14 protein-coding genes are annotated in these 12,334 nt (G+C 73.4%); 13 read left to right on the top strand and 1 reads right to left on the bottom strand.

Translation table 11 applies throughout. The annotated features are described in order from the left end of the window. Positions 1 to 5 precede the first annotated feature (5 nt). Genes thrS through DV701_RS03385 form a run of 3 tightly spaced genes read left to right on the top strand, consistent with a single transcriptional unit; the run spans position 6 to position 3,629 of the window. A complete protein-coding gene (gene thrS / locus DV701_RS03395) occupies positions 6 to 1,991 on the top strand; it encodes a threonine--tRNA ligase (RefSeq protein WP_114927076.1) in 1,986 nt (661 codons plus the stop codon). 2 nt (positions 1,992 to 1,993) lie between these two features. After that, positions 1,994 to 2,464 (top strand): hypothetical protein, encoded by a 471-nt coding sequence (locus tag DV701_RS03390; protein ID WP_114927075.1) that lies wholly within the window; start codon positions 1,994 to 1,996, stop codon positions 2,462 to 2,464. Between the two features lie 22 nt (positions 2,465 to 2,486). Beyond that, entirely contained in the window at positions 2,487 to 3,629 is a 1,143-nt protein-coding gene (locus DV701_RS03385; RefSeq protein WP_114927074.1) for an alpha/beta hydrolase, read from the top strand. 15 nt (positions 3,630 to 3,644) lie between these two features. On the opposite strand, the gene DV701_RS03380 is transcribed toward DV701_RS03385, so the two are convergent. Next, positions 3,645 to 4,091 (bottom strand): nitroreductase family deazaflavin-dependent oxidoreductase, encoded by a 447-nt coding sequence (locus DV701_RS03380; protein WP_228255196.1) that lies wholly within the window; start codon positions 4,089 to 4,091, stop codon positions 3,645 to 3,647. Between the two features lie 65 nt (positions 4,092 to 4,156). On the opposite strand from DV701_RS03380, the gene DV701_RS03375 reads away from it, so the two are divergent. From DV701_RS03375 to ruvB, 10 genes are all read left to right on the top strand, one after another. Further along, on the top strand, positions 4,157 to 4,714 hold the full coding sequence (locus DV701_RS03375) for an HIT family protein (RefSeq protein ID WP_114927072.1): 558 nt from the start codon (positions 4,157 to 4,159) through the stop codon (positions 4,712 to 4,714). An 8-nt stretch (positions 4,715 to 4,722) separates the two neighbouring features. After that, the gene (gene pgsA, locus DV701_RS03370) at positions 4,723 to 5,331 is read left to right on the top strand and encodes a phosphatidylinositol phosphate synthase (RefSeq protein ID WP_114927071.1); all 609 of its coding nucleotides are present in this window, start codon (positions 4,723 to 4,725) and stop codon (positions 5,329 to 5,331) included. After that, entirely contained in the window at positions 5,328 to 6,119 is a 792-nt protein-coding gene (locus DV701_RS03365) for an LpxL/LpxP family acyltransferase (RefSeq protein WP_162802765.1), read from the top strand. Before pgsA ends, DV701_RS03365 begins: the two co-directional genes overlap by 4 nt. Then, the gene (locus DV701_RS03360; protein WP_114927069.1) at positions 6,119 to 7,228 is read left to right on the top strand and encodes a glycosyltransferase family 4 protein; all 1,110 of its coding nucleotides are present in this window, start codon (positions 6,119 to 6,121) and stop codon (positions 7,226 to 7,228) included. The genes DV701_RS03365 and DV701_RS03360 overlap by 1 nt, the downstream gene beginning before the upstream one ends. A gap of 110 nt (positions 7,229 to 7,338) precedes the next feature. After that, the gene (gene pdxS, locus DV701_RS03355) at positions 7,339 to 8,238 is read left to right on the top strand and encodes a pyridoxal 5'-phosphate synthase lyase subunit PdxS (RefSeq protein ID WP_114927068.1); all 900 of its coding nucleotides are present in this window, start codon (positions 7,339 to 7,341) and stop codon (positions 8,236 to 8,238) included. Continuing rightward, complete coding sequence (gene pdxT / locus DV701_RS03350) at positions 8,232 to 8,870, top strand: pyridoxal 5'-phosphate synthase glutaminase subunit PdxT (RefSeq protein ID WP_114927067.1); 639 nt, start codon at positions 8,232 to 8,234, stop codon at positions 8,868 to 8,870. The genes pdxS and pdxT overlap by 7 nt, the downstream gene beginning before the upstream one ends. Positions 8,871 to 8,929: 59 nt before the next feature. Then, the gene (locus DV701_RS03345) at positions 8,930 to 9,697 is read left to right on the top strand and encodes a YebC/PmpR family DNA-binding transcriptional regulator (protein ID WP_114927066.1); all 768 of its coding nucleotides are present in this window, start codon (positions 8,930 to 8,932) and stop codon (positions 9,695 to 9,697) included. Positions 9,698 to 9,834: 137 nt separating this feature from the next. After that, positions 9,835 to 10,491 carry a crossover junction endodeoxyribonuclease RuvC gene (ruvC, locus tag DV701_RS03340; RefSeq protein ID WP_114927065.1) on the top strand — a complete coding sequence of 219 codons (657 nt, stop codon included), beginning with the start codon at positions 9,835 to 9,837 and terminating at the stop codon, positions 10,489 to 10,491. After that, positions 10,488 to 11,096 carry a Holliday junction branch migration protein RuvA gene (gene ruvA / locus DV701_RS03335; protein WP_114927064.1) on the top strand — a complete coding sequence of 203 codons (609 nt, stop codon included), beginning with the start codon at positions 10,488 to 10,490 and terminating at the stop codon, positions 11,094 to 11,096. The genes ruvC and ruvA overlap by 4 nt, the downstream gene beginning before the upstream one ends. A 41-nt stretch (positions 11,097 to 11,137) precedes the next feature. After that, positions 11,138 to 12,277, top strand: a complete 1,140-nt coding sequence (gene ruvB, locus DV701_RS03330) for a Holliday junction branch migration DNA helicase RuvB (RefSeq protein ID WP_114930687.1) — start codon at positions 11,138 to 11,140, stop codon at positions 12,275 to 12,277. The last annotated feature ends 57 nt before the right edge of the window (positions 12,278 to 12,334 follow it).

Below are 12,334 nucleotides of genomic sequence, written 5' to 3'. Positions count from 1 at the left end.
CGCACGTGTCCAGCCAGATCACCGTCCACGTCGCAGGCAGCGAGCGAACGGTGGACCAGGGCACGACCGCGGCCGCCCTCTTCGCCGAGGACCGCCGGGTGGTGGTCGCCCGGGTCGGCGGGGAGCTGGTCGACCTGGCCCACGTCCTGCAGGAGGGCGAGTCCGTCGAGCCGGTGCTGATCACCGAGGACGAGGGGCTGGCCGTGCTGCGGCACTCCTGCGCGCACGTGCTGGCGCAGGCGGTCCAGCAGGCCTTCCCGGACGCCAGGCTGGGGATCGGCCCGCCCATCCGCGACGGCTTCTACTACGACTTCGACGTCGAGGAGCCGTTCACCCCGGAGGACCTGAAGCGCCTGGAGAAGGCGATGCAGAAGATCGTCAACCAGGGTCAGACCTTCCGCCGCCGGGCGGTCTCCGACGACGAGGCGCGCCACGAGCTGGCCGCCGAGCCCTACAAGCTCGAGCTGATCGGCCTCAAGGGCGGCTCTGCGGAGGACGCCGCCGAGGGTGCGTCGGTCGAGGTCGGTGGCTCGCAGCTGACGGTCTACGACAACCTCGACCGCACCGGCCAGGTGGTCTGGGGCGACCTGTGCCGCGGCCCGCACGTGCCGACCACCAAGCTCATCGCCAACGGCTTCAAGCTCATGCGCAGCGCGGCGGCCTACTGGCGCGGCTCGGAGAAGAACCCCCAGCTGCAGCGCATCTACGGCACGGCGTGGGCGAGCAAGGAGGACCTGAAGGCCTACCTGGACCGGCTGGCCGAGGCAGAGCGGCGCGACCACCGCAGGCTGGGCGCGGAGTTGGACCTCTACTCCTTCCCGGAGGAGGTAGGTCCCGGCCTGCCGGTCTTCCACCCCAAGGGCGCCATCCTTCGACGGACCATGGAGGACTACGTCTGGCAGCGGCACGTCGACTCAGGCTTCTCCTACGTCACCACGCCGCACCTGGCCAAGGAGGGGCTCTTCCACACCTCCGGGCACCTGCCCTACTACGCCGAGGGCATGATGCCCCCGCTGGACGACGACGGCCAGCTCTACCGCGTCAAGGCGATGAACTGCCCGATGCACAATCTCATCTACCGCTCCCAGCAGCGTTCCTACCGCGAGCTTCCGCTGCGCTACTTCGAGTTCGGGACGGTCTACCGCAACGAGAAGTCCGGGGTGCTCCAGGGCCTGACCCGGGTGCGGATGATCACCCAGGACGACAGCCACTCCTACGTGACCAAGGAGCAGGCGCCCGCCGAGATCAAGCACCTGCTCGACTTCGTCCTGGGGCTGCTGCGCGACTTCGGACTGGACGACTACTACCTGGAGCTGTCCACCCGCGAGGAGGCCGGGGAGAAGAAGGACAAGTTCATCGGCTCCGAGGAGCAGTGGGCCGAGGCGACCGCGATCCTGGAGCAGGTGGCGGTGGAGTCCGGCCTGGAGCTCGTGGCCGACCCGGGCGGCGCCGCCTACTACGGCCCGAAGATCTCGGTGCAGGCCCGCGACGCCATCGGCCGGACCTGGCAGATGTCGACGATCCAGTACGACTTCAACCAGCCCGAGCGCTTCGGCCTGGAGTACTCCGCGGCCGACGGCACGCGTCAGCAGCCGGTGATGATCCACTCGGCCAAGTTCGGCTCGATCGAGCGCTTCATCGGGGTGCTCGTGGAGCACTACGCCGGGATGTTCCCGCCGTGGCTGGCGCCGGTCCAGGTGGTGGGCGTGCCGGTCGCCGAGGACTTCGACGGCTACCTGCGGGAGGTGGCCGACCAGCTGCGCGCGGCGGGCATCCGGGTCGAGCTGGACCTCTCGGACGACCGGTTCCCCAAGAAGATCCGCAACGCCAGCAGGAGCAAGGCGCCGTTCATCCTCATCGCCGGCGGCGAGGACCGCGACGCCGGGGCGGTGTCCTTCCGCTACCGCGACGGCTCCCAGAAGAACGGCGTGCCGGTGGCCGAGGCGGTCGCCGAGATCACCACCGCCGTGCGGGACCGCGTCCAGGTCTGAGCGTGCCTTCCTCCCTGGGTGAGCGCGCCGCGCGCGTCCGCGTGCGCCGGCTCGCCCGGGACGAGACCTTCCTGCTCGCGGCGCTGCACCTGCAGGGCCTGCGCCGCCGCGCGGTGGAAGCGCCCGACCACGTGCAGCGGCTGGGACAGGCCTGGCACCGCCGGGCGGAGGACCACCCCGCCTGGGTCGCCGAGTGCGACGAGGAGCACGTGGGTATGGCGATCTGCCGGGTCCCGGTCCTCCCTCAGGTCGGCAGCGGCGTGCCGGTGCTCCTCGCGCTGGAGGCACTCGGAGAGCCGGGCCCGGAGGCGGTGACGCTGGCACTCGTGCGGACCATCGTTGACTGGGCCGGGTGCGATGGACATCCGGGAGTGGACGTGGACGGTGCGGTGACCCTTCCTGGCCCCGTCCTCGACGCCGTCCGAGCCGACGTGCGCGTGCGGCGACACCTGCGGCTGCCGACCGGTCCGTGAGGGCGACGGGTGAGGAGAGGACATGGTCGGAGCACTGTCCACGACCTTGCTGGTCGCCCTCTTCGCGGTGACTGCGCTGCACCCGCATCGACCAGCTCGCAGCACGCCGTTCAACTTGCAGTTCGCGATCTCGTGGTGGATCAACGAGGCGCCTGTCATCGCCCTGTGGTGGTTGGCGCTGGGCACTGGGGTGACCCTGGTGGGTCCGCGGGACAGTCCCTGGTGGTGGGTGGTCGTGGGACTCGTCGTCGCCGACGTCGTGCTCCTGGTCTGGCTGCTGCTGCGTGCCCGCGCGGCGCGGCCCGCCCTGGGTGCGGCGCTCATCGAGGAGTATGGCGCCCGGGGCCGGCCTGGGCGCACGCCGACGCCGTGGTGGCGGATCCTGGTGCTCCCGGTCATGTCGTGGCGGCCCGACGTCCGGCGCATCCGTGACCGTCGCTACGGGCCGGCGGGACGCGCGCACCTGCTGGACGTCTACGTCTCCCGGCGGAGCCCTACGACAGGGGGCCCGGTGCTGGTGTATCTGCACGGGGGTGGCTTCGTCATGGGGTCCAAGAGGCTCGGAGGTCGCCCTCTGCTCGAACGGCTGGCGTCCCGCGGCTGGGTGTGCGTCAGCGCCAACTACCGGCTACGAGGCGCGTCCTACGCCGAACGGCTCGACGACACCCGCGCCGCGCTGGACTGGGTACGCGGCCACGCCGAGGACCTCGGGGGTGAGCCTGCCGCCGTCTTTCTGGCCGGTGGCTCGGCGGGCGCGCACCTGGCCGCGACGACCGCGCTGGTGGGCAAGGAGGTGCGCGGCGTGGCGATCGTAGGAGTGGTGGGGATGTACGGCTTCTACGGTCAGGTCGACAACTCCCTGCCGGGCGGCACTGTCGTGGCGGACCATGCCCGTCCGGACGCACCGCCGTTCCTGATCCTGCACGGCGCCCTCGACACGCTCGTGCGGCGCGAAGACGTACGGGAGACCGCCCAGCGCCTGGCCGCGGTCTCCCGGTCCCCTGTCGTGCACGTCGAGATGCCCTGGGCCAACCACAACTTCGACTTCTTCCCCTCGCTGCGCCTCGGCGCGGTGTGCGACGCGGTGATCCGGTTCGCCGAGCTCACGCTGGATCGCCCGGGCCGGGGTGTCGGACCGACGGGCCCAGAAGCAGGATCCGGATGAGCGGGTGGGGACGTCTCAGCCTGTGCGCTCGAGGATGAAGACCGGGATCTGGCGGTCGGTCTTCTCCTGGTAGTCGGCGTAGGACGGGAAGGCCTCCACGGCCCGGCTCCACCAGGCGTCACGCTCGGCGCCGTCCTCGAGCAGCCGGGCGCGACGCACCTGCTGGTCGGTGCCGTCCTGCACCAGGACCTCGCTGTCGGCGCGCAGGTTGTGCACCCACACCGGGTCCTTCGGGGAGCCGCCCTTGCTGGCGACGGCCAGGTAGGTGCCCTCGTGCTCGACCCGCATCAGCGGGACCCTGCGCAGCTGGCCGGAGCGCGCCCCCCGCATGGTCACCACGACGACGGGCCGACCCTGCACGGACACGGCCCCGGTGTCGCCGGCCGCGTCGATGCTCGCCAGCTGGCGGGCGACCCATCCGCTCTTCTCGGTCATGTAGCTCTCCCGTGTCGTGTCTGTCATGTCCGGTCCAACCACGACGGCGCGGGGCCTCTTCCCGCGTGCAGCCACGACGTAGGATCCGGAGCATGACCGAGGGACCCATCACGACCCCGGACGACGACGGCCTGCCCGGTGTGGCCGACGGCTTCCAGCGGCTCTGGACGCCCCACCGGATGGTCTACGTGGCGGGGGACCGGCCCAGCCCGCACCGGGGGAGCGGGTGCCCCTTCTGCGCCGCGCCCGGGCTGCCGGACGAGGACTCGCTCGTCGTGCACCGCGGCACGACCTGCTACGCGGTGCTCAACCTGTTCCCCTACAACCCGGGCCACCTGCTGATCTGCCCCTACCGGCACGTGCCGCTCTACCTGGACCTGACGGCTGAGGAGACGGCCGAGTTCAGCGCGCTGACCAAGGCCTCGATCCGCGCGGTGGACGCCGCCAGCGGCGGACCCTCCGGCTACAACATCGGGATGAACCAGGGTGAGGCCGCCGGCGCCGGCGTCGCCGCGCACCTGCACCAGCACGTCGTCCCGCGCTGGGAGGGCGACGCCAACTTCCTGCCGATCGTGGGGCAGACCAAGGCTCTCCCGCAGCTGCTCGACGACACCCGCCGGCAGCTGGTCGCAGCCTGGCCCGAGGACTGATCCGGCCGATGCTGATGCGCCGCGGACGCGGGGCGGCCACCACGGTCCTCGCCCCGGTAGCCGCTGTCCTGCTCCGCCTGGGTGTGCGGCCCGACGCCGTGACCGTGGTGGGCACCGTCGGTGTCGTCGCCGGCGCCCTCCTCCTCTTCCCCCGCGGCGAGCTGTGGTGGGGCTCGGTGGTCGTCGGCCTCTTCGCGCTCTGCGACGTGGTGGACGGGGTGATGGCCCGCCTGTCCGGCACCGCCGGTCCCTGGGGCGGCTACCTCGACTCGACCCTGGACCGCGTCGCCGACGGCGCCGTCCTCGGCGGGCTCGCGGTGTGGTTCCTCGGCACCGGCGGCCGGCCGCTGGACGGCTACCTCGCACTGGGCTGCCTCGTCGTCGGCTCCGTGGTCTCCTACGCCAGGGCGCGCGCCGGTTCCTTCGGCTGGGAGGTGACGGGGGGGTTGGCCGAGCGCGCCGACCGGCTGGTGTGGGTGCTGGTGGCCACCGGCCTGACGGGACTTTTCCTCCCCGCCTGGGTGCTCACCGCCGTCCTGGCGCTCGTGCTGGCGGCCTCGACCGTCACCGTGGCCCAGCGGATGACCGCCGCGCGCCGTCAGGCCCTCCTCGGGTGATCCTGCGCGACCTCGGCCGGACCTACCGCGCGGTCCGCCCCGACCTCCGCGGGCCCGCGCTCCTGGGTCTGACCGTCCGTGGCACCCTCGCCTACGGCGCCTACTGGGCACGCCTGGGCACCCTGCCGTGGCTGGGGCGGGCGCAGATCGACCGGCTCGTGCACGGGGTCGGCCTGGATGACGTCCTGGAGGGTATGGCGTCGCGCCGCGGCCAGGTGCTCGTCCTCCTCCACCTGGGTCACTTCGAGCTGGCCGGCGCCTGGGCGGCCCCGCGTCTGGGCGGGCTGACGACGGTGGCCGAGGAGCTGCCCCCCGGCCCGGCCGCGGTCCTGACCGCCCGGGCCCGCGCCGCGGCCGGGCTCGAGGTGGTGCCCGCCGGGTCCGGCAGCGCCGGCGCGCGAAGGCTCCTGTCGGTGCTGCACGCGGGCGGGGCTGTGGCCCTCCTCGTGGACCGCGACCTGGCCGACCGCGGCATGCGGTCGCGACGGGTCCCGGTGCAGATCGGCGGCCTCGCGACGACCTTCGCCGCCGGCCCCGCCGAGCTCGCCCTGGCGACCGGCGCCGACCTGCGCCCGGTGAGCGTCACGACCTCCGGGCGAGGCGCACCCCGGCATCAGGTGCGTTTCGGAGCTGCTGTCCCCGTCGGGTCCGGGCCGCGAGCGGAGCAGGTGGAGCAGATGACCAGGGCCTGCGCGGAGGTGCTCGGGGAGGCGGTGCTCCGGCGCACCCAGGACTGGCACCTGACGAGACTGCCCGCGGTGGCGCCACCGGCCGGGGTGAGGCCCTGATGCGGGTCGGGCTGGTCTGCCCCTACGACCTCGGCCACCCCGGCGGTGTCCAGGGGCAGGTGCTCGGGCTCGCCGGCCACCTGGCGGAGCGGGGCCACACGGTCTCGGTGATGGCGCCGGGCCGGCCGGCCACCGGGACGCTGCCGGGCGCAGCGGTCCGCAGCGCGGGGCGCGGCCATCCGGTCCCGGCCAACGGCTCCGTGGCCCGGCTCGCCCTGGGTCCCGCCGTGACCGCCCGGGTCGCCGCCTGGCTCGAGCTGCTGTCGCCCGACGTGCTGCACGTCCACGAGCCCGGCACGCCGGGGCTGGGCACGTCCGCGGTGCGCCGGGCGCGACAGGCGGGCGTCCCGACGGTCACGACCTTCCACGCGGCGCGTCCCGGGTGCGGCGCGGACCGCGTGCTCGGGCCGGTCCTGCGCCGCAGGCTCGGGCCGCTTCCGGTCACCACCGCCGTCTCCGAGTCCGCGGCGCAGCTGGCGAGGTCGCTCTACGGGGTCGACCCGGAGGTGCTGCCCAACGCGATCGACGTCGCCGCCCACGCCCGCGCCGACGCCCTCCTCCCACGACCGCCGGGGATGGTCGCCGGAGCACCGACCGTCCTGTTCCTCGGTCGTCGGGACGAGCCGCGCAAAGGCCTCGACGTGCTCGCGGCTGCCCTGCCGCTGCTGCGGCAGCTGGTCCCCGGGGTCCAGGTCGTGCTGGCCGGTCCGGGCCGCACCCGCGTGGACGGCACCGTCGACCTGGGGGAGGTGGACGGCCCCACCAGGCTGGCGCTGCTGCATACCTGTGAGGTGCTGGTGGCCCCGCACACCGGGCGCGAGAGCTTCGGGATCGTGCTGGCCGAGGCGATGGCGGCGGGGACCCCGGTCGTGGCCTCCTCGCTGCCTGCCTTCGCCGAGGTGGTCGGGGACGCCGGACTGCTGGTCCCCGTCGGCGACCCCGACGTCCTGGCACGTGCGGTGGCGACGGTCCTGACCGACAGGCGCCTCGCGCTCGAGCTGGGGGAGCGGGGCGCGGCCCGCGCCCGACGCTGGGACTGGGCAGAGGTGGTCGAGCGGTGGGAGCAGGTCTACGACCGCGCGTGCGGAGCAGGGGGCCCGGCCTCGTAGAATGGTGCGGTGCCGCCTGCGCGGCCACCCCGACCCACCCGGCACCGAGCCGCCCACCCCTCGCCGTGCGCCACCGCGAGGTGCGTGGGCACCGTCCTTGAGAGGCAACGATGAGCGAGCCCACCACGTCCAGCACCGGCACCACCCGCGTCAAGCGCGGCATGGCCGACATGCTCAAGGGCGGCGTCATCATGGACGTCGTCACCGCCGAGCAGGCGAAGATCGCCGAGGACGCCGGCGCGGTCGCGGTCATGGCGCTGGAGCGCGTGCCCGCCGACATCCGGGCCCAGGGCGGGGTGTCGCGGATGAGCGACCCCGACATGATCGACAGCATCATCGAGGCCGTCTCCATCCCGGTCATGGCCAAGGCTCGGATCGGTCACTTCGTCGAGGCCCAGGTCCTGCAGAGCCTCGGCGTGGACTACGTGGACGAGTCCGAGGTGCTGACCCCGGCCGACTACGCCAACCACATCGACAAGTGGGCCTTCACCGTCCCCTTCGTCTGCGGCGCGACCAACCTGGGCGAGGCGCTGCGGCGGATCACCGAGGGCGCGGCGATGATCCGCTCCAAGGGCGAGGCCGGCACCGGTGACGTGTCCAACGCGACCACGCACATGCGCTCCATCCGTGGCGAGATCCAGCGGCTCACCTCGATGGCCGAGGACGAGCTCTACGTCGCGGCCAAGGAGCTGCAGGCGCCCGTCGAGCTGGTCAAGGAGGTCGCCCGGAGCGGCAGGCTGCCCGTGGTGCTCTTCACCGCGGGCGGCATCGCCACGCCGGCGGACGCCGCGATGATGATGCAGCTGGGCGCCGAGGGCGTCTTCGTCGGCTCCGGCATCTTCAAGTCCGGCAACCCGGCCCAGCGCGCCGCCGCCATCGTCAAGGCCACCACCTTCCACGACGACCCCGACACGATCGCGCAGGTCTCCCGCGGCCTGGGCGAGGCGATGGTCGGGATCAACGTGGACGACATCCCGCAGCCGCACCGCCTCGCCGAGCGGGGCTGGTGACCACGGCCCCGGTCCTCGTGGGCGTCCTGGCCGTCCAGGGCGACGTGCGCGAGCACGTCGCGGCCCTGGAGCGGTCCGGGGCGGCGGTGCGCAGGGTACGTCGCCCGGAGGAGCTCGAGGGCCTGGACGGTCTCGTCGTGCCGGGCGGGGAGTCGACCACGATCGACCGGCTCGCCCGCATCTTCGGGCTGCACGAGCCGGTGCGCGCCCTCGTGCGTGCGGGCCTGCCCGTCTACGGGTCCTGCGCGGGCATGATCCAGCTCGCCGACCAGATCCTGGACGGCCACGCGGAGCAGCAGACCTTCGGCGGCATCGACATGACCGTTCGGCGCAACGCCTTCGGGCGGCAGGTCGACTCCTTCGAGGCCGGTCTGGTGGTGCCGGCGCTGCTGGAGCCGGAGCGGCCCTTCCCCGCCGTGTTCATCCGGGCACCGCGGGTCGAGCACCACGGCCCCGGGGTCCAGGTCCTGGCACGCGTCGACGACGCTGTGGTCGCGGTGCGCCAGGGCAACCTGCTGGCGACCTCCTTCCACCCCGAGGTCAGCGGCGACGACCGCGTGCACCAGCTCTTCGTGCGCATCTGCTGCGCGCACCACGCGGCCGTGCGTCCCACGGTCGCTACCGCGTCCTGACCCGCGCCTAGTAGCATCGTGGGTTGTTCACGTCAGCTGCGGCGAGCGAAGGAGAGCGGATGAGCGGCCACTCCAAGTGGGCGACGACGAAGCACAAGAAGGCGGTCATCGACGCCAAGCGGGGCAAGCTCTTCGCCAAGCTGATCAAGAACGTCGAGGTCGCGGCCCGGATGGGCGGCGGCGACCCGGCCGGCAACCCGACGCTGTTCGACGCCATCCAGAAGGCGAAGAAGTCCTCGGTGCCCAACGACAACATCGACCGCGCCGTCAAGCGCGGGTCCGGCGCGGAGGCCGGTGGGGCGAGCTACGAGGCGCTGACCTACGAGGGCTACGCGCCCGGCGGCGTGGCGCTCTACATCGAGTGCCTGACCGACAACAAGAACCGTGCGGTCATGGAGGTGCGCACCGCCCTGACGCGCAACGGCGGCACGATGGCCGACAGCGGCTCGGTGGCCTACCTGTTCAACCGCAAGGGCCAGGTCGTGGTCCCCAAGGAGCAGGACTCCGGGGAGCTCACCGAGGACACCCTGCTGGAGTCCGTGCTCGAGGCCGGCGTCGAGGAGGTCTCCGACCTCGACGACGTCTTCGAGGTCATCAGCGACGCGGCCGACGTGGTGCAGGTGCGGACCGCGCTGCAGGAGGCCGGCCTGGACTACGACTCCGCCGAGGTGACCTTCGTGCCCAGCATGGAGGTCACGATGGACGCAGACGGCGCGCGCAAGGTGATGCGGGTGATCGACGCCCTGGAGGACTGCGACGACGTGCAGAACGTCTACTCCAACGCGGACATCCCCGACGTGGTCCTCGAGGCGCTCGAGGAGGACTGACCGCCCCGGGAGCGTGTCGCGGTCCCGCGGCGGCGCCACCGTGGACTAGCGTGGGGTGCGAACACCTGTCCGCACCGCGCGCCGCGCGGGTCGCGTCCTCACGAGGGTCGTGGCGACACCGAACCAGGAGGTCGATCGTGCGCGTGCTCGGAGTCGACCCCGGGCTGACCCGGTGCGGGATCGGCGTCGTCGAGGGCCTGCCCGGCCGTCGGCTGCGGATGGTCGCGGTCGGGGTCGTCCGCACCCCCGTGGACCAGGAGCCGCAGGACCGGCTCCTGTCGGTCCAGACCGAGATCGACCAGTGGATCGCCGACTGGGCGCCGGACGCCGTGGCGGTGGAGCGGGTCTTCGCCAAGGCGAACATCAAGGGGATCATGGGCACCGCCCAGGCCTCGGCGATCCCGATGCTCGCGGCCGCGCGGCTCGGCCTGGCCCTGGGCATGCATACGCCCTCGGAGGTCAAGGCGGCCGTCACCGGCAACGGTCGCGCCGACAAGGCGCAGGTGACGAACATGGTGACCCGGATCCTGGGGCTGCAGGTCGCCCCGCGACCGGCGGACGCCGCCGACGCCCTGGCCCTGGCCATCTGCCACCTGTGGCGCAGCGGGGCCGACGAGCGCCTGGTGGGCGGCACCGAGGCCGGCAACCTCATCCAGCAGGCAGAGCTGCGTGCCCAGGACGCCGCGCCCAACCGGCTGGCGCAGCTGCACGCCCAGCACCGGGCCGCCACCCGGTCGGCGTCCGCCCGCTCGGGCGCCCGAACGTCCCTGACCACCAGGAGGATCGTCCCGTGATCGCTTCCGTGCGCGGAGCCGTCCGCCACGTCGGCCTGGACCACGTCGTCGTCGAGGTCGGCGGCGTCGGGCTGCTCGTCCACACCACGCCCGCCACCGCGGCCGACCACCGCCCCGGGCAGGAGGCCGACCTGGAGACCAGCCTGGTCGTGCGCGAGGAGTCCCTGACGCTCTACGGCTTCGCCGGGGCCGACGCCAAGGCCCTCTTCCAGCAGCTGCAGACGGTCTCGGGGGTCGGGCCGCGCCTCGCCCTGGCGATGCTGGCGGTGCACGCCCCCGACGAGGTCCGGCGGGCACTGGCCCAGGGTGACCTGGCGGCGCTGACCAAGGTGCCGGGCATCGGGCGCAAGTCGGCCGAGCGGCTCGTGCTCGAGCTCAAGGACAAGATCCTCGCCACCGGCGCGGGAGCGGCCGACCTCACGGCCCGGCCCGCGGCCGCCGGTGCGGGCGGGGCCGTGCACGGCCAGGTCAGGGAGGCGCTCGAGGGCCTGGGCTGGTCCGCCAAGCAGTCCACCGACGCCGTGACGACCGTCACGCGCGGCGCCGACGCACCCACCGAGGTCTCCGAGATCCTGCGTGCCGCCCTCAGGGAGCTGGGCCGGTGAGCCTGGAGGACTCCCCCGGCTGGGCCGACGGCTCGCGGGAGATCGGCGTCGACGACGGTGGGGAAGCGGTCGCCGGCCGGGTCGTGGACGTCGGCTCCAACGAGGAGGAGCGGCGTGTCGAGGCGGCGCTGCGCCCGCGCCGGCTCGCGGACTTCCCCGGCCAGCACCGGGTGCGCGACCAGCTGGGCCTGGTCCTGGAGGCGGCGCGGCGGCGCGGCTCGCCGCCCGACCACGTGCTGCTCTCCGGACCGCCCGGTCTGGGCAAGACGACGCTGGCCCTGATCGTCGCCGCCGAGATGGAGCAGCCGATCCGCATCACCTCCGGCCCGGCCATCCAGCACGCCGGCGACCTGGCGGCCGTCCTGTCCTCGCTCGTCGAGGGGGAGGTGCTCTTCCTCGACGAGATCCACCGGATGTCGCGGCCGGCCGAGGAGATGCTCTACCTGGCGATGGAGGACTTCCGGGTCGACGTCATCGTCGGCAAGGGCCCCGGCGCCACCGCGATCCCGCTCGAGCTGCCACCCTTCACCGTCGTCGGTGCCACGACCCGGGCGGGGCTGCTCCCCGCACCGCTGCGCGACCGCTTCGGCTTCACCGGCCACCTGGACTACTACGCCACCAGGGACCTGGTGACGATCCTCACCCGCAACGCCGAGCTGCTGGGCATCGAGGCGGACGTGCCCGGCATCGAGGAGATCGCCTCCCGTTCCCGCGGCACGCCCCGGATCGCCAACCGGCTGCTGCGCCGCGTGCGCGACTGGGCGCAGGTGCACGGCGACGCCCGGGTCGACGACGCCGCGGCGCACGCCGCGCTGAAGCTCTTCGACGTCGACGAGCTCGGCCTGGACCGGTTGGACAGGGCCGTGCTGGAAGCGCTGTGCACCCGGTTCGGCGGCGGACCCGTCGGGCTGTCCACGCTCGCTGTCGCGGTCGGGGAGGAGCCGGACACGGTGGAGACGGTGGCCGAGCCCTACCTGGTGCGCGAAGGCTTCATGGTGCGCACGCCGCGAGGACGGGCGGCCAGCCCCGCCGCCTGGCGGCACCTGGGGCTGAGCGCCCCTCGCGACGCCGCTACCTTCGCTCCCGGGGCCGCCGGTGGCGGCCGGCTCGCCGACGGTCAGGACCTGCTGCCGCTGGAGACCGACGAGACCGCCGGAGCCGACGACGGGGCGGACCGCTGACCCCCGCTGCCCCGGACCCGGACACGGCACCCCGGGTCTTTGGTGCCGTCAGGAGCC

The organism is Ornithinimicrobium avium (assembly GCF_003351765.1).
GTDB classification, from domain to species: domain Bacteria; phylum Actinomycetota; class Actinomycetes; order Actinomycetales; family Dermatophilaceae; genus Ornithinicoccus; species Ornithinicoccus avius.
This window is presented reverse-complemented; position numbering and strand designations above follow the sequence as displayed.

Excerpts from the sequence above, each read along its gene's own strand:
- DV701_RS03385 (WP_114927074.1), top strand. The coding sequence starts at position 2,487 with ATGGTCGGAGCACTGTCCACGACCTTGCTGGTCGCCCTCTTCGCGGTG.
- DV701_RS03380 (WP_228255196.1), bottom strand. The coding sequence starts at position 4,091 with ATGACAGACACGACACGGGAGAGCTACATGACCGAGAAGAGCGGATGG.
- DV701_RS03375 (WP_114927072.1), top strand. The coding sequence starts at position 4,157 with ATGACCGAGGGACCCATCACGACCCCGGACGACGACGGCCTGCCCGGT.
- pgsA (WP_114927071.1), top strand. The coding sequence starts at position 4,723 with ATGCTGATGCGCCGCGGACGCGGGGCGGCCACCACGGTCCTCGCCCCG.
- DV701_RS03360 (WP_114927069.1), top strand. The coding sequence starts at position 6,119 with ATGCGGGTCGGGCTGGTCTGCCCCTACGACCTCGGCCACCCCGGCGGT.
- pdxS (WP_114927068.1), top strand. The coding sequence starts at position 7,339 with ATGAGCGAGCCCACCACGTCCAGCACCGGCACCACCCGCGTCAAGCGC.
- DV701_RS03345 (WP_114927066.1), top strand. The coding sequence starts at position 8,930 with ATGAGCGGCCACTCCAAGTGGGCGACGACGAAGCACAAGAAGGCGGTC.